Source organism: Salinibacter grassmerensis, from assembly GCF_947077765.1.
Classification (GTDB): domain Bacteria; phylum Bacteroidota; class Rhodothermia; order Rhodothermales; family Salinibacteraceae; genus Salinibacter; species Salinibacter grassmerensis.
Genome location: NZ_CAMTTF010000002.1, coordinates 687,513 through 707,394 on the forward strand (window position 1 = coordinate 687,513; position 19,882 = coordinate 707,394).

Below are 19,882 nucleotides of genomic sequence, written 5' to 3' on the forward strand. Positions count from 1 at the left end.
TTTTGTAAACCCCACGGCCGACGGACGGGCGCGAGGATCCGTGGGGCGTTGCGCGATTTCCTTCTGTAGTCATTTCCGGTCGCGGTCACTTCTGCCCCGGCCGCCCTTGCTCGACGCGTCCTCCAATCGGCCCGCCGTCCTCATGTCTCCGGCCCCTGGCCCACCCGTGCGTTCGCTGCTGCTGTTTGCCGTCGCTGTAGCGGGAGCGGCCCTCCTCGGGGCGTGCGGCGGCGGGGATGAAGGAGAGCGTGCCGACGCGACCGTTGCCGAGCCCCGCCTTCTGCAGACCGAGACCGGCGAGCGGATCTTTGCGGGCACGCTCGTCAACCAGGGCAGCTCCACCATCGGCATCGCGGAGGTGGAGGTGGCGCTCTACGACGGCCAGGGGTCCCGCATCGAGACGATGCGCATTCAGGTGCAGGACGTGTCGCCGGGCGACTCGGCCGCGTTTAACCAGACCATCGACTCGAACCGGCCCATTCAGCAGGCGCAGGTGCAAAGCATTCTCAGCCCGTAGCCCTTAGGGACTGCCTGTATGAAGAAACGGAGGGCCTTAACAGTTGCGGGCGACGATGGGGATGGGCTCAGATCGGGGCGACATCCCGAAAAGAAAAGGTCTCCCCAATTCTCCGGGTACTGCCCAAGAAAGAAACGGCCCGACCGGGGCAGATCCGACAATGTGAAGCGGTGTTTGTAGTATACATTTGCTGCCCGTCGGTCCTGTATACATTTCCCTGCTGGCCACCTCCATTAGTACCACCTCTTGGGAATACGCGTGTGAGGCGGGAAAAGCGCAGGGGCGAAAGTGCCTTGAATTTCTTTCTATTCTCCGAACAAGGGTAAATTTACTTCAATGAAGCATATCTCCATACGACTGGTTTCGATTGCTCTTTTCGGGGTGGCAGCTATTATGGTAAACGGTTGTGACTCGAACGGGGGCAGCCCGAACAACAGTGTCATCACCGACTCCATGCAGATCGCAAATGTGACGCCCGAGGTGGGGGCTGATGTCGAGTCCACGGACGCGTCCATTACAGTTACTTTTACCGATCCGGTCGTCGAAAACGAGTACACCCGGACCGACGTGGAGGCGAGGGGCGGTAACCGTCACCTCATCGATAAGATCGGGGTGTACCCCGACCGGGCGAAAGATCTGAGCCCGAACGGGTCGCTCCCGATTTCGCTCTCGTTCAACGACGACCGGACCCGGCTGACCATCACGCCGGAGCGCGGCCTTCAAGACGGATTTATCTACACACTTTACGTCGGGGATGTCGAGAATTCGAATGGCGTCTACGATCCCCGCTTCAAGAGCGAAGACGGGGCCCGGTTTGCTCCGAATCCGAATTTCCCGCCCGAAGAGTTTGAGTTCTCCGTTGGGCTCAGCGAGGAGCCACCGGTCGTTCCGTCCGTCTCCTTCGACTCGGAATCCGCCGACGTGACCAATGGACGCATTGAGGACGGAACTTTCAACTATGACGACAGCAGAGTGACCATCCCTCTTCAGATAGACGACATTGACGACAGCGCCGTCGAGGTAAAGGGTTACGAGGTCTATTACCGAAGCCAGAACCAGGTGGGCCGGTTCGGTAACGACGACCAGTTTACGAAAGCGTCCGCGGTTAGGCCTCAGGCCAGTTCCTCAGATTTCGAGGACGCCTCGGGCATTGTGCCGACCCGTGCCGTAGAAGCAGACGGTGATCTCGACTTTACCGCGACGGTGAGGGACTACCCCTTCGCCGGGAATGGGGGAGCGTACGGCCCGATTGAGTGGAAAGTGCGCGCCGTGAGCATCAACAACGTGCGGGGAGACTTCTCCGATGTGGTGACGACCGAAGACAACACACAACCGGATCTTGAATCCGCCTCGTACCGATACGGCGACCGTCCCGACAACCGTAGCATAGAGGTTGAATTCAGTGAGCCACTTGACGGCGAGACCGTCTCGCCCCGCGCCTTCAAGGTAACGGAGGACAACGGGACTCCGGTGAGACTCAGTGGCACCAACCTCGAAAACGCGGAACTGGGCCGTAGAGACGGGGCGACGGTTGAGATCACGCTTGTCAACCCCATTCCTCGGCGTGATCTTCGAGACGTCGAGGTGAATGACGCCGGAACTAGCAGTCCGGTCACGGATCTTGCCGGCAACGAAGTGAATCCGAGCACGGCCCGCGCCACTATCCGATAGGGGCGGGCTCCACGGTCAAAGAATCGACCTCTCTCATTCCCTCGGCCAGGGCGCCCGCACTATGGCGGACGTCCTGGCTTTTTTGTGGATCGTACCCACCGCGCTCAGAGAGGGCGGCATCCATCCGCAACGTCGCGCCGCGGACAAACAAGAATCCCCTGTCGGCTGAAGGAACCGACAGGGGAAACATTGTGGGCGTACCGGAATGGGGGGCGGAAGCAGCGCTGGTTCAGTATTGCGGCACGCTGTCGTCAATCTCGTCGCTCCACGCGAGCACGCCGCCCTCCAAGTTCGAGGCATCGTAGCCCTTCTCGCGCAGAAACTCGGTTGCCTTCGCCGAGCGGCCGCCCGAGCGGCAGTGCACGACGATCTCCTCGTCCGGGTCGGCGTCGAGCTCGTCGAGGCGCTCCTCCAGCTCGTCGACCGGGATGAGTTGGTCGGCGTCGATGCTCGCGATTTCGGCCTCGTAGGGCTCGCGCACGTCGAGCACGAACGGGTCATCGCCCGCGTCGCGGCGCTGCTTGAGGTCGTGGACGGAGGTTTCGGGGAGGGCGTCGTCGGCGTCAGACACGTCGGCGTCGGCGGTTCCGTTGGAGGAGGACTCGTCGCTTTGCGGAATTCCGCAAAAGGCCTCGTAGTCGATCAGTTCCGTGACCGTCGGGTCGTCGCCGCAGACGGGGCAGTCCGGGTTCGTGGGCACGTTGACGGTGCGGAAGTCCATGTTCAGCGCGTCGGACATCAGCAGGCGCCCAATCAGCGGCTCGCCGACACCGGTTAGCAGCTTGATGACCTCGGTGGCCTGCAGCGTGCCGACGAAGCCGGGCAGGATGCCGAGCACACCGCCCTCGGCGCAGGAGGGGACGAGGCCGGGCGGGGGCGGCTCCTCGTAGAGGCAGCGGTAGCAGGGGCCGTCCTCGGTGGCAAAGACCGACACCTGCCCCTCGAAGCGGAAGATAGACGCGTACACGTTGGGCGTCCCCGTCATCACGCAGGCGTCATTGACGAGGTAGCGGGTGGGAAAGTTGTCGGTCCCGTCGGCCACCACGTCGTACTCGTCGATGATGCCGAGCGCGTTGTCGCTCGTGAGACGGACCTCGTGGTGGTCGATCTCGACGTGTGGGTTGAGGTCCTCCAGGCGCTCGGACGCGGCGTCCAGCTTCGGACGGCCCACGTCGCTGGTGCCGTAAAGGATTTGGCGCTGGAGGTTGGAGGCCTCCACGGTATCGAAGTCGACGAGGCCGATGCGGCCGACGCCTGCCGCGGCGAGGTAGGTCGCGGCCGGCGAGCCGAGACCGCCCGCCCCGACGAGCAGGACAGACGCATTCTTGAGCGCCTCCTGCCCCTCACGCCCAAACTCGGGGAGCGTGAGGTGGCGGCTGTAGCGCTGCAGTTCATCCGGCGAAAGATCGGCCTGTTGCGTGTCCGGCTCTGCTGTGGTCGTAGACATACTGGGGCTGTTGGTGGGTGCGTATTCGAGGCGTCGTTTCTGCCAGTGCCGCGCGGTCAGCCGCCGGCGATGGAGGGGACGATGGAGACCTCGTCGCCCGGCTCCAGGGCGGTCTCCACGCCGTCGCCGAACCGCACATCGTCGTCGCCGACGTAGATGTTCACGAACTGCCGCAGTTCGTCGTCCTCGTCGTAGAGGTTGTCGGCGAGATCGGGGTGCTGGTCCACGAGCGTGCGGAGGGCCGCGTCGACCGTCTCCGCCTCCACCTCAACGGCTGCCTGCCCGTCGGTGGCGGAGCGAAGGGGGGTCGGAATGCGGAGCGTGACGGTTGTGGTGTCGGTGGTGGGCATAGGGAGATGGGGAAAGGTTGGAAGGTGGAACGGGGGTAAGGAACGTGTGTGTGCCACGCGTCAGGTCGTTTCGGGAGCGAATGTGGCAATCTCCTCACGGTGAAATTCCGAGCGGTCCGGGGCGAGGGCCCAGGCGGTCAGGGCCTCCGGGACGCCGTCGTGGACGGAGACGATGACGTAGGTGAAGCCGGGAAAGGTGGCCTCCTCCAGGTCCGTCTCCGAGGGCCGCGCCGGGTGGTCGGGGTGGGAATGGTACACGCCCACCACGTCGAGGCCCTGCTCCTGCGCGGCCGCGTCCGCCTTACGGTAGTCGTCGGCCGTGAGCTCGTAGCGCCGGGTCCGCTGCTCGGAGCGGCGGTTGGTGGCGTGGTGAAGGGCCGTCACGCGGTTGTCGCCGTCGTCCGCGACGGTGCCGAGCAAAAAGCCACACCCCTCTTCGGGGTAGGCGTCGGCGCCATGCCGGCGGATGTCGTCGAGGATTGATGTCGTCGTTTCCATTGGGGGCAGCGTTGGTGAAAGAAGCCAGCCGATGCGCGGGACGCGATGCCTAGAGGCACGTCATTCCTCACGCGTCACTCCTCGTCCCAGAAATCGTCGCTCAGGTAGCGCGTGCCGGTGTCGCAGAGAATCGTGACGACGGTGCCGGCGTCGAGCGACCGGGCCACGTCGAGGGCGGCGGCCACGTTCGCCCCCGCCGACGGGCCGACCAGCAGCCCCTCTTCCTGCGCCAGTCGACGCGTCATGTCGACGGCCGCTTCGGTGGTACACGTGCGGTGAGCGTCGGCGAGGTCCGGGGCGTAGATGCCGGGCACGATCGCCGTCTCCATGTGCTTCAGGCCCTCCAGGCCGTGCAGGGCCGTCTCCGGCTCCACGGCGACGCACTGAATTGACGTGTCGTGTGCCTTCAGGCGGCGCGTGACGCCTGTGAAGGTGCCGGTGGTGCCGAGGCCCGTCACGAAGTGGGACACATGTCCGTCCGTCTGGTCCAGAATTTCTGCGCCGGTGCCGTCGTAGTGTGCCCGCCAGTTGGCGTCGTTGTTGTACTGGTCGGGGTAGAAGTAGCGGTCCGGCTGGGCATCGACAATTTCTTTCACGCGTCGCTGAGCACCGTCCGTTCCCTCCATTGGGTCGGTCAGAATGAGTTCGGCCCCGTAGGCGCGCAGCACCTTCTTGCGCTCCGCGGAGGCGTTCTCGGGGAGGGCGAGGGCCACGTCCAGCCCCTTCGCTGCACCAATCATTGCGTAGGCGATGCCCGTGTTGCCGCTCGTCGCGTCGATAAGCGTCTGGTCGCGACGGAACGCGCCGGCGTCGAGCCCCGCCTCGACCATCCGGAGGGCGGGGCGGTCCTTCACCGAGCCGCCGGGGTTAAGGTGCTCCGCCTTGCCGTAGACCGCCACGGACTCCGGCAGATCATCGGCCACGCGGTCGAGCCGCAGGAGGGGGGTCTGGCCGATGTCGTCGACCAAGGACGACGCGGGCGGGGCGGCCGTCGACACGGATGGGGAGGCAGAAACCGTACTCATTGGCGTGGGGGAGGGGGCAAAAAGAAAACGCCTCTCGCGGCGGGGCCGGAGAGGCGATGGGCGCTAGCAATGTGTCGGGCGCAGGCTACCGTCCGGAGTCACAGACGGAGTGCGGGGCGCCGACAGGACGCGGCCTCTCCGGGAGAGAACAACATCGACACCAACAACGACACCGAACAGCCTCGGGGGCTGTCGTTGCACACGCCGCGATGGGACGACTGTGTTGGTGCATGGTGGGTACTTCCCGAAAGATGGACGAGTCTAGAATCTGAGGGCTGATACATCAAAAACCACACGGGCGTTCCGGACTGGGGCCGCTCGGCCCGCATCGTCACATTTTCCGGGCGGCCGCGGCCCCGAACGAGCCTCCCAAACTCAAATTTCGCCGGCCTTGGTGAGGGTCCGGACCTCCTCCACCCGCTCGGCGATGTCCTGCAGCTCCGCGTCGGACTTCCGTCGGACGTTGGCAAGCTGAAAGTTCATGCGCCGGTTGCCCGAGAAGGTCTCCTGGTGCCGATCCAGGAAGTTCCAGTAGAGCGACGTAAAGGGACAGGCCTCGTCCCCGACGGCCTTGTCCGGGTCGTAACGGCAGTGCGAGCAGTAGTTGCTCATCCGGTTGATGTACTTCCCGGACGCCGTGTACGGCTTGGTCCCCACGGTGCCCCCATCGGCGTAGAGGGCCATGCCAACCATATTGGGGGTGGAGACCCACTCCCAGGCGTCGACGTACATCGCCTCGTGCCATTCGTTCATCTGCTGCGGGTCGATGCCATAGAGCAGCCCGAACAGCCCCATCACCATGAGGCGCGGAATGTGGTGGGCGTATCCGTGCTCGCGGACCTGTCCTGTACACTCGCTCAGGCAGCGCATGTCGGTGTCGCCGGTCCAGTAGAACTCGGGGAGGTCTTCGGACGCCTCCAGGGCGTTGCGGTCTACGTACTCGGGGGCGTGCAGCCAGTAGACGCCCCGCACGAATTCGCGCCAGCCGAGAATCTGACGCACGAAGCCCTCCACCGCGTTCAGGGGGGCGTGGTCGTCGTGGTACGCCTCCTCGGCGGCCCGGACCGCGGTCATCGGGTCGAGCAGCTTGAGGTTTAGGGCACACGAGAGGCGCGAGTGGTAGAGAAAAGCCCGGCCCGTCCACATTGCATCCTGGTACGTGCCGAAGTTCGGCAGCCGATGCTCCACGAAGTCCGCGAGGGCGGCGCGGGCCTGGGCGGGCGTGACCGGCCACCGAAACTCGTCGAGTGCCCCCGGTGCGTCGGCAAACTGAGTGCGGACCAGGTCAAGCACGTCTTCGGTGATGGCGTCGCGCTCGAACGTGGGGCCCTCCGGCACCATCCCCGGCCCGTCCGACCCGAAGCTCTCCTGGTTGTCGTCGTCAAAGTTCCAGTCGCCCCCCACCGGGTCGCCGTCGTCGGTGACGAGGACATCGTATTCGCGTCGCCGCTCGCGGTAGAAGTACTCCAGCGTCAGCTCCTTGCGCTCATCGGCCCACTGCTCGAAGGTGTCGTGGGTGGCCAGAAAGTGGTCGTCGGCGTGAACATGGAGCGGGACGCCCATGTCCTCGCACACGGCCTCAATGGCGTCCAGGAGCTCCTGGCGCCCCGGCTCGGTGATGGCGACGCGCTCGGGCTGGTGCTCGGCAAGTTGCTGCCGCAGGAAGTCCGGGGCGTCCTCGGCCACGGACGAGGCGTCGGCCGGCTGGTAGTGGACAGTCCAGTCGTCCTCCCGCAGGTCCTCCCGGTAGTGACGCATCGCCGCGAGGCCGAGGGCCAGGCGCTGCTTGTGCTCGGCGTATCGGTTCCGGTTCATGTCCGCCTCCGTCATCGCCACGGCGTCGCGGTCCGGGTCGCCCTCGTGCAGGACGGTCGCGTCGCGGTCGAGCTGGTCCCGGAGGACAAAAATCAGGGTACGCATGGGAACGCTGGAGAATGGAGGGAAGCACAGGGAAGTAGCCGGACGAGCCCAATCCCGGAGAGGAGCAACCGCCCGTGGGGCGATCCTGCGTGGGGGCGGGCGGAGCGTGCTCTCGCCTTATCCGGGCCGCACAGTGCCGAGTCCCCCGTCCACGCCGATGACCTGTCCGGTGACCCAGTTGGTTTCGGGATCGAGGAGCCACGTGACGGCCGGGGCCACGTCCTCGGGCGTGCCCACGCGGCCCAGGGCGTGCATCTTCTCGGACTGCTTCCGGCCCGCCTCGGAGCTGAGGATCTGTTCCGACATCTGGCTCGCGAAGTTCTCACCGCCGCCGATGAGGCCCGGGGCCACGGCGTTTACACGGATGCCCCGGCCGGAGTAGGTGGCGGCCGCGGCTCGCATGAGGCCCGTGACGCCGCCCTTCGCCGCGGCGATCGCCTCGTGGTTCTTGAGGCCCGTGCGCGAAACGGCCGATGCCATGAGCACGATGGATCCGCCGCTGCGCATCATGGGACGACCGGCCGCCTTTACGGTGTTGAAGGCCGTGTCGAGATTCTTTTCGATCTGCGTCCGGTACTCGTCGATACTGGTGAGATGGGCGGGCTTGAGCAGGACCGAGCCGACGAAGTTGACGACCCCGTCGAGGCCCCCGTAGGTGTCGGTGGCGTGTGACACAGCGGCCTGCACCTGTTCGAACTCGGTGGCATCGAGGGGCATGGCGTCGCCGCCGGTGGCGGCCGCCAGGTCGTCTAGGTCGTCTTCCGACCGGGCCCCGAGGACAAGCTGTGCGCCGTCGTCGGCGAGCCGATGGGCCACCTCGGACCCGATGCCGCCGGTTGCGCCGAGAAGAAGATAGACGGGAGAATCAGAAGCCATGGGACAGAAGGGAAGCTGTGAGGAGACGAACACCTCCTCCAAATCCGATTCCCCGTCCAGGTTCGACGGGACGAATACATATTCGTGGATCGTTACGGCCCCGGATGGAGAAGCCCCTTTAGGGCGCGTCGGACGCAGGAGCCCGAAGCACCGCGTCGACGACGTGGAGAAGCCCATTTCCCGCCTCGATATTGCCGTCGAGAATAGGAGTCCCGTCCACCAGGACGCCGCTGGAGACGGGGCGAAGCGAAAGCGTGTCGCCGCTCGCTGTGACCAGTGAACGAGGCCCCGAGCGTCCGTCCACCGCAATGCGGCCCTCCACGATGTGGCGGCCAAGGAGGGCGCGGAGCTGCTCTTGATCTTCCGCCAGGAAATTCTCAGTCGGCCCGGTGAGGCCTGCCGCGAAGGCGTCGTTCGGCGGGGCGAAGAGGGTGAAGGGACCGACGGTGGCCAACACAGAATCGAGGCGGGTGGAGTCGAGCGCCGCGCGCAGGACCGAAAACCGATCGTCGGTCGCCAGCATCCGTGGGATGGTCGTGCTGTCGGCCACGGGGGAACGGGAGGAAGCAGGGGGCGAGGGGGGCGAGCCATTGTCGGCGTCCGGGCCACACGCTACGAGTCCCAGAGAAAGCGCGACGACCACGACGACTGGGGCCGACCGCGCGTCCCGATGCCACATCCGCTTCAGTGCAGGGCGCATTGGGGGCCTGGACAAACATCTGAGATGCATGACAACCCTCATATAAAACGGACCACGCGTTGGCGAACCTGGGGGCGGCCCTTACACATTGATGGCCGGACGAGACGGCTGAAGGAGGCGGCCGGCGCCGGGAGGGCTCGACGGGTGAGGCGGTGCCGACCACGCTCGCCGGATCCGGGGACGCGGGCGAAGTGACCTGCGCCCTGTCCAACGTGACAAAGAAAAAGCCTGATCGGAAGTCCCGATCAGGCTTTCGGCTCCCCGGGCTGGATTCGAACCAGCGACCGTGCGGTTAACAGCCGCATGCTCTGCCACTGAGCTACCGAGGAATCGAGCAAAATGTGGGGAAGAAGCAGGAGTGGCTGCCTCCCAAAATATCTGATTCGCGAAACGGCATGGTGCCGACCCGAGTTCCGATGGGTCCGGGTGCCGCCCGGGCCCTTCTTCCCGGCATAGCCCCTTGCACCGACGGATTGATTCTCTTTTCACGGGGTAGTCACCAGGGGCTGTGGCGAGCGGGCAGTGCAGGCCCCGCCCGGCCTTACTCTTCGAGCGAAGGTCCCCCGTGGCGACGGAACCACTCCAGCACGTGGGCGGCCTTGGCGGCCAGGTGACTCGGGCGGGCGGCGATGCTGTGCGAGGCGCCCGGGACGCGGACGAGTGCCGTTTCGACCTCGCGCAGCTTCAGCGCCTGATAGAACTGCTCCGACTCCGACATGGGCGTGCGGTAGTCGTTGGTGCCGGTCAGAAGCATGGTAGGCGTCGTCACGTTGTCGACGTACGAGAGGGGAGAGCGGTCCATGTAGTGCTCCTCATGGTTCCACGGCAGGCCGGGAAACCAGTACTTGACGCCGTAGGGGTACGAGTCGGCCGTCAGCGCCCAGCTGTACCAGTTAATCACCGGCTTCGCGGCCACGGCGGCGCGGAAGCGATCGGTGTGCCCCACGATCCAGGACGTCAGGACACCGCCCCCACTCCCACCGGTCACATAAAGCCGGTCCGCGTCGACGTAGTCGCGCTCCAGCACGGCGTCCACACCGGACATCAGGTCGTCGTAGTCGTGCCCGGGGTAGTCGTGGTGGATGGCGTTGCCGAAGTCCTGCCCGTAGCTGGTCGAGCCCCGAGGGTTGGTGTAGAGCACCACGTAGCCGGCAGCGGCGTAGAGCTGCACCTCCGCGGAGAAATAGGGGCCGTACGAGGCGAAGGGGCCGCCGTGAATTTCCAGGATGAGCGGATGCTCCTCCGACGCGTCGAAGCCCGGCGGCGTGACGATCCAGCCCTCGATCGTGCGGCCGTCGTGCGAGGATTCGTACGTAATCTGCTCGACGGAGCCGAGGGGGAGTTGGTCGAACAGGTCGTCGTTCAGGGAGGTGAGGACCCGTGTCTCTCGTCCGGCCTGTGCCACCGCCACGTCGGCGGGGCGCTGGGGCGTGGCGTGCGTGAAGGCCACCCGGCCGTTCGACGCGAGGCTGAAGGAGCCGCTCGTGTAGGGCCGGCCGATGGAGGTGCCGCCCACGTTCGCCGCCACGGCGCGCCGGCCCCCGTCGAGCGCCACGCTGCCGATTTTGGTTGACCCCTCGTCCACGTACTGAAAGACGATGCGCTCGCCGTTGGCCGTGAACGTTGGGTTTTGAACGTCCCGGTCGAAGCCCTCGGTTAAGAGGCGGGCATTGGTGCCGTCGCGGTCCATGACGTACAGCTTGGTCACCTGGTAGCCCTGCTCGCGGTCGTCGAAGCCGGTGTAGGCGATCGTGGAGCCGTCCGGGGAGAGGGCGACGTCGCCGTCGGGGCCCTGCCGGGTGGTAAGGGCCGTGACCGCGCCGCTCGTCACGTCCACGGCGTACACCTCCGTGTTGAGCGGATCCAGGCGCCGGTCCTCGTGCCGGTTGGCGCTAATCACGAGCGTCTCGCCGTCGGGCGTCCAGGTGGGGGTGCCGCCGTGGTCGTAGGGCCCGGTTGTGATCTGTCGCGGCGTGCCGCCCGATGCCGACACCGTGAAGAGCTGCGTGTGGCCCCTCTCGGTGTACCCGCCGCCGTCGGAGCGGTAGTAGGTCTGGTCGATGTAGTCGGGCCGTTCGGCCCAGTCGGCGCCCTCTGGTGGGCTTGGCATTCGGGCGAAGGGCTCCGGCGTCGCCGGCACGAACATGGAAAAGGCCAGCCGATCCCCCTCTGGGCTCCAGGAGAGCCCGCCCGGCGACTCGTCAAGCTGCGTGATCCGGGCGGTCTGGCCGGTGTCCATCCACCGCACGAAGACCTCGGCCCCATCGCCCTCCGTGGAGGCCACGTAGGCGACCCGATCCCCGCTGGGGGACCACCGGGGCTGGGACGCGTTTGTCTCGGGGGCGGTGATCGGGCGGTGGCCCGAGCCGTCCGCGTTCACGACCCAGAGCCGGGAGGCGCGGCGGTCGTCCATTCTGTCCATGAAGGTGCGGGCGTACACCACCCGGTCGCCGCTCGGCGAAATCTGCGGGTCCGACGCGTACTCCAGGTCAAAGACGTGCTCCAGGTCGAAGGCGAGCGAGTCCTGGGCGTACTGGGCCTGTGCGGGACGGCCAATCAGCGCGAGGCCCCCAAGGACGAGACCGACGACGAGAAGGCGTACACCACGCATGAGAAGCAGAGACGGTTTTGAGGCAAGGACGAGTGCTCGTAACGTACGAACTGGGGGTGGCGAGTGCGAGTCTCCGCCCTGGGGGGCGGTCGGGTGTGTGGTAATTTCAAGGAACATTTCAGGAGGCCCAGGGCGTTGAGTAACTCCACATTTTGATGCCCGAGTGGCGGAATTGGTAGACGCGCGTGATTCAGGGTCACGTGGCCTTTACGGCCGTGGAGGTTCGAGTCCTCTCTCGGGCACCAAGAAAAACGCCCCCCAGCGCCTCTGAACGGCGACCTGAGGGGCGTTTTCTGTTTGGGGTGTCTCCGCTGATCTTATGAGGACCCGAAAGCAACTATGGGGAATAGCTTAGGAACATGACGAGATCGGTTCCCACGTGACTATCCGTGCCCAAAGGTTTCTTTGATTGCCCGATCCATCACTTCCGGGCTGAGGTGGCTATACATCTCCGTGACTTGAGAATTGGGGTGCCCAAGAATCTCTGAAATCACGCGGAGCGGCACGCCCTGCATCGAAAGCCACGAGCCGGCCGCGTGGGGGCACGAATGGAGACGCAATTCCGCTCGTTCACGGATCAGGGGGCGACCGGTGCCCACGTTCGTCACGTGTCAGCCACCCGGTCCTGGTACGTCTTGAGCGTGTCGCCCACGTGCTTCCGGAACGTCTTGATGAAGTGGCTCACGCTGTCGAACCCGAGGTCGTACGACACCGCCGTCACCGTCCGGCCTGGGTCCCGCAACAGCTCCTGTGCCCGCTCCATGCGCGCCTCCGTCTGCAACATGCGTACCACGAACTCGGACACGTTGAGGTCGATGAGGGCATCTCGGTGGCGGTCCGCACCGGCGAAGAGCCCCACGAGCGTGCGCAATAGCTGCTCGAGGCCCGGCGGGTTGCTCACGCGCACCGGGGTGTCCGGCCGCGTCCACTCGTCCGGATGGGAGATCTGCTGTTTGCGCGTCGTCTGCAGTGGGCTAGGCGTGATGCTCAGCGTCCCGACCAGCAGTTGCGAGGATCCCACGGGTCCCTCGCGCAACGCGCCATTGCGGGACTGCGATCAGTCGCTCGACCGGCAGCGGGTGCTGTTGAGCCGCTCCGCACTGCTCCTTTGCACCGTCGGCCGCTGCCGGGCCAGTGTCCTTCCGATACCGAGGCATAACTACCACTTGGTGGGCTGGGCAGCCACATGGCGTTCTGTCCGGACGGGGATGGTGGATCGATCGTCCCCCTGCGCGGCGGTGGCGAGGCGCCCTCTTCCCGGTCTGCGCCCGTTCGGCCTCGTCTCTGCCACAAAAAGTCAGCACCGAGACACTTCTGGCACTAATATTGCCCTTTCTCACTCCGCCTGTGCAAAGTCTGCGCGGCGTCCGGATCGTGGCCCTGAGCATACCGCAGCACAAATTTGTCATGCGATGGAGGAAGGCCCCCGGTGGCCACCCGGGGGAAAGCGTCTTGCCTCCGCTTTTCTCTCCAGCTCCCCACCGCAATGTCCACCAGTGAAACTCACGGAAGTCGTCCGCCCGAGGACCGTGCGGGTCCGGATTCTCCACCGGCTCTTTCCGAGCACCCCGGCTTCGCGGACACGGTACTCGCGGCCATGCCCGACCCGATTTTTGTGTTTGGCCCTCAGAACACGCTTGCGTGGAGCAATGACCCCCTTCAGCAGGTCACCGGGCATTCGGCCCAGGTTCTCCGCGGAAAGAGCTTGACTGCGCTGTTTGGAGAGGAGGGCGCCGCGAGCGTCGGGCAGACCGTCGACGCCGCACGGACGAAATGTGAGGCCACGACGACGGAGGTGGCACTCCACACCCGAGACGGCCCGCCCCGCCCGTGCACCCTCACCGCTCGTCCATTTTCCAATGATGCGGGCCCGCCGCGCTGTGTGGTTGGCGTCGCGCGGATGGACCCGGCCGCCGGGGCCCACGACGAAACGATCCGCCTCGAGCGCGACCAGTTGACGGCGTTGTACATGGGCCTGCCGACTCCGGTAGCGCACTACGAGGTACAGGACGGAACCGCCATCGCACACGGTGTTAACGTGGCGTTCGAGAAGGCCTTCGGCGTATCGCGCAGCGAAATCATTGACTGCGACCTCGACGCCCTTCTTGTTCCCGACGAGCACCTCTCTGAGGCCGAGGCCCTGACGCGGCAGGCCGTCGAGAAGGGGCCAGTAGAAGCCGAAGTCGTCCGTGAGGCGGACGAGGGCCCCCAGCACTTCCGGCTCAACTCGGTGCTCTTTTCCGACAGTGAGACACCGAAAGGGTACGCGATCTACACCGACATCACCGAGCAGAAGGAACGGGAGCAGACGCTCCGTGCCGAGCAGGAGGCCCTGCGGTCGATGTACCGCATCACCGCCGACCAGGAATCCTCCTTCGAGAACAAGATGGACCGGATCATCGAGCTCGGGTGCGAATACCTGGACGTCCCATACGGAATTTTGACCCGTATCACAGATGGCACGCAGCGCATCCTCCAGGCGACAGGCGACCACCCGGCGCTCCAACCGGGCGAGTCGTGTCCTCTCTCCGACTCGTACTGCCGAAAGACCGTGAAGAAGGAGAGCCTGCTCGCCATTCGGGATGCGGCCGCCATGGACTGGGCAGGTGATCCACCCCACGAGAGAACCGGGATAAGGACCTACATCGGCTCGCAAATCCTGGTCGATGGGGGCCTCTACGGCACGCTGTGCTTCGCGGACTCGGCCATCCGCGATGCCGAGTTCACGGGACGGGAGCGGACGTTCGTCGAGCTGATGACCCGCTGGGCCAGCTATGAACTTGAGCAGCGCCGCGCCACGGAGCAGCTTGAGCGCCAGAACGAACGGCTCGACAACTTCGCGGGCCTCGTGGCCCACGACCTCCGAAACCCGCTCAACGTGGCGAAGGGCCGCCTCGAGCTCGCTGCAGACACGGAGGACCTGAGCCACCTGCCGGCCATTGGCCGTGCCCTGGGCCGGATGGACGAAATCATCGAAGACCTGCTGGCGATTACCTGGGGAGGGCAAAAGCTCAGCGACGCGGACCTGGGCGACTGTGACCTCGCTTCCCTAATTGCGTCGTGCTGGGAGCGCGTCGACGTGCCGGAGGCCCAGCTCGTGGTGGAGGATCCTCCTTCCTGCGTGTACGCCGACGAGAGCCGCCTCCAGCGACTTCTGGAAAATCTGTTCCGCAACGCCATCGAGCACGGAGGCGACGACGTGACCCTCCGAGTGGGTGCGCTCGACGACGGCTTTTTCGTGGAAGACAACGGCCCGGGGATCCCCTCCGAACGGCAAGAGGATGTACTCAAGGCCGGCTACTCGTCGGCTGAGGAAGGCACGGGACTCGGCCTGAGCATCGTGAAGACCATCGTGGACGCTCACGGATGGTCTCTTGGACTGACGGAGGGGCGCGACGGCGGGGCGCGCTTCGAGATTCACGAGGGCGAGACAGACAGATAACGGGGGGCGATTCCGAGCAGGTCCGTTCCTGATGTCAGCCGGAAGAGATGCTTGCCCCTGAGACTCATTGCCAAGGGGCACGTCGGTATTTCCAACGTGCTGGGTCTCCGAACCTGCACTGAGGCCAACTGCGGTCGCACCCCGCTGGTCTCGTCGCTGCCTTCCAATCCGCATTTCCTGTCCCACACGTCCACGTGATGGGGTTTGGGCGGCCATCGCTCCGGAGACGGGCGATCGGCCCCGGGTGGCTCACAAATCGCGGAAGTCTCATTCTTGCCAGCACTGCGGAACGCCTCCGCCCAGTGGCTCAGGTACTACGACGAGGAGCGACGACGATTCGGCGCCTGCGGTCCGGAGTCAGGATTCCGTGGCGTCAGGTGCCCCGACAGCCGGTTGGGCTGCTGGAGGTCGGTTCTCGTGGCAAGAGATTCACTGCCGAGTGCCGAGGAGGAGGGGACCACAATCGATTCGCGCGAACTTTTCTTCGGCAGAGCGACTGCCAGGGTCGCCATTGCGTTGATCTTCCTCGGCTGTACGGTCGGCCTCGCCGGGTTTCCCGACACCTTCTCTCTGACTACGCCGCTGTGCGCGAACGGGTGCACGCCCGAAGCGGTGGGTCAGCCGAGCAGCCCCTGGCGGCGCCCGTCTCAAGGGGATGCCCCAGCCTGGTTTGGGCAGATCGTGGATTCGGGGCAAACATCCAACCGCCGAAACGAGACCCCAAGCGGTACAAATTGATCGCCTCCAACGGCGACAGGGGCCCAAAGGCCGACACTTCTCGGGGCTTCCTGACGGTCGCGTCCCACCCGGATTCATCTCGGGCCCCTACGGAACCCTCCCCGAGTGCCCGTAGGCGGAGATGTCGTCCGTGCTTTGCTTCGAAGAGACGGCTCTCGGGACAACAAGACGAGGAGGCGATTCTTCGGCCGTGGGCCCAGATTTGCCCCTATTTCTCTTCCTCGGCCCGTGGGAACCGCACCGTAAATCGGCTTCCTTCGTCCTCCTCGGTCTCCACCTCAATGGAGCCGCCCATCTGGTCCAGGACCTCTTTGGTCACGGTCAGGCCCAGCCCGGTGCCTTCGTATGCTCGTCCGATTCCTTCGGAGGCCTGCTTGAACGCCTCAAAAAGCATGTCGGCCGTTTGCGGGTCCATCCCGATTCCGGTGTCCTCCACCTCCAGCACGGGCGCCTGCTCCGCGTCGGTTCGGACCCGGACCCACACCTGTCCGCCCTCTTCTGTGTACTTGATCGCGTTGGACAGCAGGTTGCGGAGCACAATCTGCAGCCCCCCCTGGTCGGCGCGGGCCCAGACGGCATCCTCGGCGCCTTGCGTCGTCAGGTCGACACCGGCATCTCGGACCCGCGTCACGAACTCGTCGGCGGCCGCTTGGGCCTCGGCGACCAGGTTGACTGGTTCAAGGCGAAGGTCCATCTCCCCGGCCTGTAGTTTCGAGAGGTTCAGGACGCCGGTGAGGGTGTCCATCAGTCGCTGCCCGCTCTGTTCGATCAGCGACGAGAACTTCGCAAGCGACGTAAGGTCGACCTCCGCCACCTGACGGGCGCCCTCTACCTCCTCGCCGATCGCCTCCGCAAAGCCCAGGATTGACGTCAAGGGCGTACGGATCTCGTGGCTTATGTTGGCGAGAAAGGCGGACTTGAGACGGTTCATGTTCTCGGCCGTCTCCTTGGCGTCCACCAGCTCCTGCTCGTGTTCGACGCGGCGGAGCACACTTTCGGCGTTCTGGGCCAGGAGGTCGAGCAGGCGCACGTCGAAGGGGGAAATGGCGTCGGCCTCGGTCATGCCGAGGGACAGGGTGCCGTACGGGCCGAGCGGCACGTACGCGACGCTCTGCACTCGGTCGGACGCATCGACCAGGCCGCCCTCCGCGGCATCGTCGTAGTGCAACGTGGTGCCGGCCCGAAAGGCCTTGGCGACCGCCCGCGGGCCGTCAACGGCGTAGGGCTCACGCGATCCCAAGACCTCCTGGTAGGCGGATGAGGCGACCGCCGGGACGAGGCGGCCATCCTCGGCGTAGCGGACCGCGCAGATGGGATAGCCCAGCGTATCAGTGACCAAATTGAGGAGCACCTCGGCCAGTTCGTTGGGGGTCTCGGACTGTGCAAGGGTGCTCATGGCGTCGTAAAGCGCCTCTACGCGCTGCTCGCGGCCGCGCAGCGCTTCGGCGGTGCGGTGGCGCTCAATGGCGATGCCGGCCAGGGACCGGGCCTGATCGATGAGCGTCCGCTCCCTTTCGGTGGGGGCGGTGGGCCCCTCGTGGTAGAGCGCAAACGTCCCCAGAACGTCGTCGCCCGAGTCAAAGATGGGAACCGACCAGCAGGCACGGAGCCCGTGCGACAGGGCGAGGTCCCGGTAGTCGGCCCAGCGCGGGTCGCTCGCGATGTCCTCGGCGATCACGGGGGCGCCTTCGTGCATGGCCGTTCCACAGGATCCGGCGGCCGGGCCGATTCCCACGCCGTCAATGGCTTCGTTGTACGCGTCGGGCAGGTGGGGCGCCACGCCGTGCCGGATGCGTCCCTGGGCGCGATCACAGAACAGGACCGACCCGATCATGCCGGGACACTGTGCTTCGATGGCCGTGATGAGATCCCGCAGGATAGTTTCGAGGGGGGTGCCCGTGGCCACCTGCCGGAGCGTGTCCAACTGGAGGCGGAGTTGCTGCTCGGCTTCCTTGCGCTCGGTGATGTCTGTCGCCACGCCGGCGATCCGGGACGGAGAGCCGTCTTCCTCGATAATGTCGAGTCGTGACTCGACCCAGAGGCGTCCGCGCTCCGGATGCTGGACGCGGAATTCCTGCTGGACCGGCCAGTCGATCGCCTCCTCCTGTTGGCGTTCCGCGTCGGCCAGCAGTTCCTCTTTGTCGTCGGGATGGATGTGCGTGAGCCAGGCCGTGGGCTCCTCGCGGAGCTTCTCGGCCGAGACGCCGTAGATCCGCTCAGCGGTCGGGTTTATGTACTCGATTTCCGAGTAGTCCGTGGGCACCAGGAAAAGCGCGTCCTGCACGTTTTCCGCAAACTGCTCAAGGCGGCGACGGACCGTCCGGAGTTCCTGCTCGCGCTCCTTGCGCTCGGTGATGTCCACGTGCGTGCCCACCATGCGGAGCGGCGTTCCGTCCTCGGCCCGCTCTACGATCCGGCCCCGGTCGAGCACCCACCGCCACGAGCCGTCCTTGTGACGCATCCGAATCTCCTGGTCGAGATAGGGGATCTCGCCGCGGGCGTGGCGTTCGATGTCGTCGTGGACACGCTTGAGGTCGTCAGGATGGGTGTGGCGCTCGAAGAACGACCTGTCAGATTCAACCTCGTCGAGTGTGTAGCCGAGAATGGCCGCCCAGCGCTCGTCGTAGACCGTGTCGCCCGTCTGCATGTTCAAGTCCCACATGCCGGCGCCCCCGCCAATCAGGGCCATCTCCAGGCGCTCGCGTTGCTCCTTGATTGCCTCCCGCCGCTCGTACGCGTCGGTCACGTCGCGGAAGACCATGACCACCCCCAGCAGGTCGCCGTTGTCGGTACGGATGGGGGCTGCGCTGTCGGCAATCTGGTGCTCGGTGCCGTCGCGGGCGGTGAGGACCGTGTGGTTGGCGAGCCCCACCGTCCGGCCCTCGCGCAGTACCTTGTGGACTGGGCTCTCCACTGGTTCGTCCGTCTTGGTATTGTGAATGTGGAAGATCTCCTCCAGAGGGCGCCCTTCGACCTCCGTGTGGGACCACCCGGTGAGGCGCTCGGCGACGGCGTTCATCTCGGTGATGTGGCCGTCGCGGTCGGTAGCGATGACGGCGTCGCCGATGGAAGAGAGCGTGACCGACAGGTACTCTTCGCGCTCCTGAAGTGCCTGCTCCCGCTCCTTGCGCGCCGTAATGTCGTTGAAGTAAACCGACAGGCCGCCGTCGAACGGATAGGCATTGACGCTGAACCAGACCTCAAACGGCGGAGAATACGCCTCGAAGTGGACGGGCTCGCCCGTTTCTACGGCGCGGTGGTATTCCTCGTAGTTTGGAAGCTCCTTCGTCTCGGGGAACGCCTCCCAGATCGTTTCGCCCAGTATCTCCTCCCGAGAACACTTGAGAAGTGCCTCGGCCTGCTGGTTGACATAGGTAAACCGCCACTCCTCGTCCAGCGCGTAGAATGCGTCGGTAATGCTTTCGAGGATCTCTTCACGGTGGCGAGGCTGCGCGCGGTGCTCCAGTTCATCCATGACGATGTCGGCCAGCTCGCGGAGCGTTTGACGATCGTCCTCGGAGAGGCCCTCGGGTCGCGGCGTCGAGTCGAGCACGCAAAGCCGCCCGAGCGCATGGCCCTCAGGCGTTGTGATGGCGGCGCCGGCGTAGAAGCGAACGGTTGGCTCGCCAGCCACGAGCGGGTGGTCTTGAAAGCGCGGCTTGTCGGTTGCGTCCTCAACGACGAAGAGCTCCTCGGTGCCGAGCTTCCGGGCGGAGAGCGACACGTCAAGGTCCACCTGCTGAGCATCGTGGCCCACCTGTGCCTCGGCCCATCGGGAGTGGTCGTCGACGAAATGGACACCGGCCATGGACGCGTCAAGGAGGCGCGCCGCTAGATTGGCAACGCGACTGAATGCCTCTTCGGTGGGGCTACCGGAGACGTCGTAGCGACCCAGGGCGGCGAGCCGGTCGGGGTCTGAGAGGGAGCCAGGGTCGACATCGTCCATCGTGCGCAGAATAGTGTTATGGATTCAATGGGGCGTCCAGTCCGCTACGCCCACGGCAGGCAGATGGAGGGGGAGAAAAAAGCAGGAGTAAGTGCAGCACTAAGTTGATATTGATAAGCATAAGAGTTGCAAGGGTCTTCA

The 19,882-nt window shown here is 65.4% G+C and carries 14 protein-coding genes and 2 tRNA genes; 4 read left to right on the plus strand and 12 right to left on the minus strand.

Annotated features, from left to right (window positions below):
- Nucleotides 1–142: 142 nt before the first annotated feature.
- Nucleotides 143–517, plus strand: a complete 375-nt coding sequence (locus OJB03_RS07045; RefSeq protein ID WP_263786195.1) for an FxLYD domain-containing protein — start codon at nucleotides 143–145, stop codon at nucleotides 515–517.
- Between the two features lie 393 nt (nucleotides 518–910).
- Nucleotides 911–2,188, plus strand: a complete 1,278-nt coding sequence (locus OJB03_RS07050; RefSeq protein WP_263786196.1) for a hypothetical protein — start codon at nucleotides 911–913, stop codon at nucleotides 2,186–2,188.
- A gap of 229 nt (nucleotides 2,189–2,417) precedes the next feature.
- Here OJB03_RS07050 and moeB read toward each other — a convergent pair whose 3' ends face one another.
- From moeB to OJB03_RS07095, 9 genes are all read right to left on the minus strand, one after another.
- Nucleotides 2,418–3,635, minus strand: a complete 1,218-nt coding sequence (gene moeB / locus OJB03_RS07055) for a molybdopterin-synthase adenylyltransferase MoeB (RefSeq protein ID WP_263786197.1) — start codon at nucleotides 3,633–3,635, stop codon at nucleotides 2,418–2,420.
- Nucleotides 3,636–3,691: 56 nt separating this feature from the next.
- A complete protein-coding gene (locus OJB03_RS07060; RefSeq protein WP_263786198.1) occupies nucleotides 3,692–3,985 on the minus strand; it encodes a ubiquitin-like small modifier protein 1 in 294 nt (97 codons plus the stop codon).
- A gap of 60 nt (nucleotides 3,986–4,045) precedes the next feature.
- Complete coding sequence (locus OJB03_RS07065; protein WP_263786199.1) at nucleotides 4,046–4,483, minus strand: M67 family metallopeptidase; 438 nt, start codon at nucleotides 4,481–4,483, stop codon at nucleotides 4,046–4,048.
- A gap of 74 nt (nucleotides 4,484–4,557) precedes the next feature.
- Complete coding sequence (locus OJB03_RS07070; RefSeq protein ID WP_263786200.1) at nucleotides 4,558–5,508, minus strand: PLP-dependent cysteine synthase family protein; 951 nt, start codon at nucleotides 5,506–5,508, stop codon at nucleotides 4,558–4,560.
- A 375-nt stretch (nucleotides 5,509–5,883) separates the two neighbouring features.
- Nucleotides 5,884–7,428, minus strand: a complete 1,545-nt coding sequence (locus OJB03_RS07075; RefSeq protein WP_263786201.1) for a cryptochrome/photolyase family protein — start codon at nucleotides 7,426–7,428, stop codon at nucleotides 5,884–5,886.
- 117 nt (nucleotides 7,429–7,545) lie between these two features.
- A complete protein-coding gene (locus tag OJB03_RS07080) occupies nucleotides 7,546–8,304 on the minus strand; it encodes an SDR family NAD(P)-dependent oxidoreductase (protein ID WP_263786202.1) in 759 nt (252 codons plus the stop codon).
- A gap of 118 nt (nucleotides 8,305–8,422) precedes the next feature.
- A complete protein-coding gene (locus OJB03_RS07085; protein ID WP_263786203.1) occupies nucleotides 8,423–9,004 on the minus strand; it encodes a fasciclin domain-containing protein in 582 nt (193 codons plus the stop codon).
- Nucleotides 9,005–9,261: 257 nt separating this feature from the next.
- Nucleotides 9,262–9,333 (minus strand) — tRNA-Asn (locus OJB03_RS07090).
- A 212-nt stretch (nucleotides 9,334–9,545) separates the two neighbouring features.
- Nucleotides 9,546–11,615 (minus strand): alpha/beta hydrolase family protein, encoded by a 2,070-nt coding sequence (locus OJB03_RS07095; protein ID WP_263786204.1) that lies wholly within the window; start codon nucleotides 11,613–11,615, stop codon nucleotides 9,546–9,548.
- Between the two features lie 157 nt (nucleotides 11,616–11,772).
- Here OJB03_RS07095 and OJB03_RS07100 point away from each other — a divergent pair.
- A tRNA-Leu gene (locus OJB03_RS07100) sits at nucleotides 11,773–11,860 on the plus strand.
- A gap of 138 nt (nucleotides 11,861–11,998) precedes the next feature.
- Here OJB03_RS07100 and OJB03_RS15745 read toward each other — a convergent pair.
- Both OJB03_RS15745 and OJB03_RS07105 read right to left on the minus strand, forming a co-directional pair.
- A complete protein-coding gene (locus OJB03_RS15745) occupies nucleotides 11,999–12,223 on the minus strand; it encodes a tyrosine-type recombinase/integrase (RefSeq protein WP_423816359.1) in 225 nt (74 codons plus the stop codon).
- Nucleotides 12,220–12,636, minus strand: coding sequence for a helix-turn-helix domain-containing protein (locus OJB03_RS07105; RefSeq protein WP_263786205.1), 417 nt, complete (start codon nucleotides 12,634–12,636; stop codon nucleotides 12,220–12,222). The genes OJB03_RS15745 and OJB03_RS07105 overlap by 4 nt, the downstream gene beginning before the upstream one ends.
- A 465-nt stretch (nucleotides 12,637–13,101) precedes the next feature.
- On the opposite strand from OJB03_RS07105, the gene OJB03_RS07110 reads away from it, so the two are divergent.
- On the plus strand, nucleotides 13,102–15,057 hold the full coding sequence (locus OJB03_RS07110; RefSeq protein WP_263786206.1) for a PAS domain-containing sensor histidine kinase: 1,956 nt from the start codon (nucleotides 13,102–13,104) through the stop codon (nucleotides 15,055–15,057).
- A 946-nt stretch (nucleotides 15,058–16,003) separates the two neighbouring features.
- Here the strand turns inward: OJB03_RS07110 and OJB03_RS07115 are convergent.
- The gene (locus OJB03_RS07115) at nucleotides 16,004–19,741 is read right to left on the minus strand and encodes a PAS domain S-box protein (protein WP_263786207.1); all 3,738 of its coding nucleotides are present in this window, start codon (nucleotides 19,739–19,741) and stop codon (nucleotides 16,004–16,006) included.
- Nucleotides 19,742–19,882: the final 141 nt, after the last annotated feature.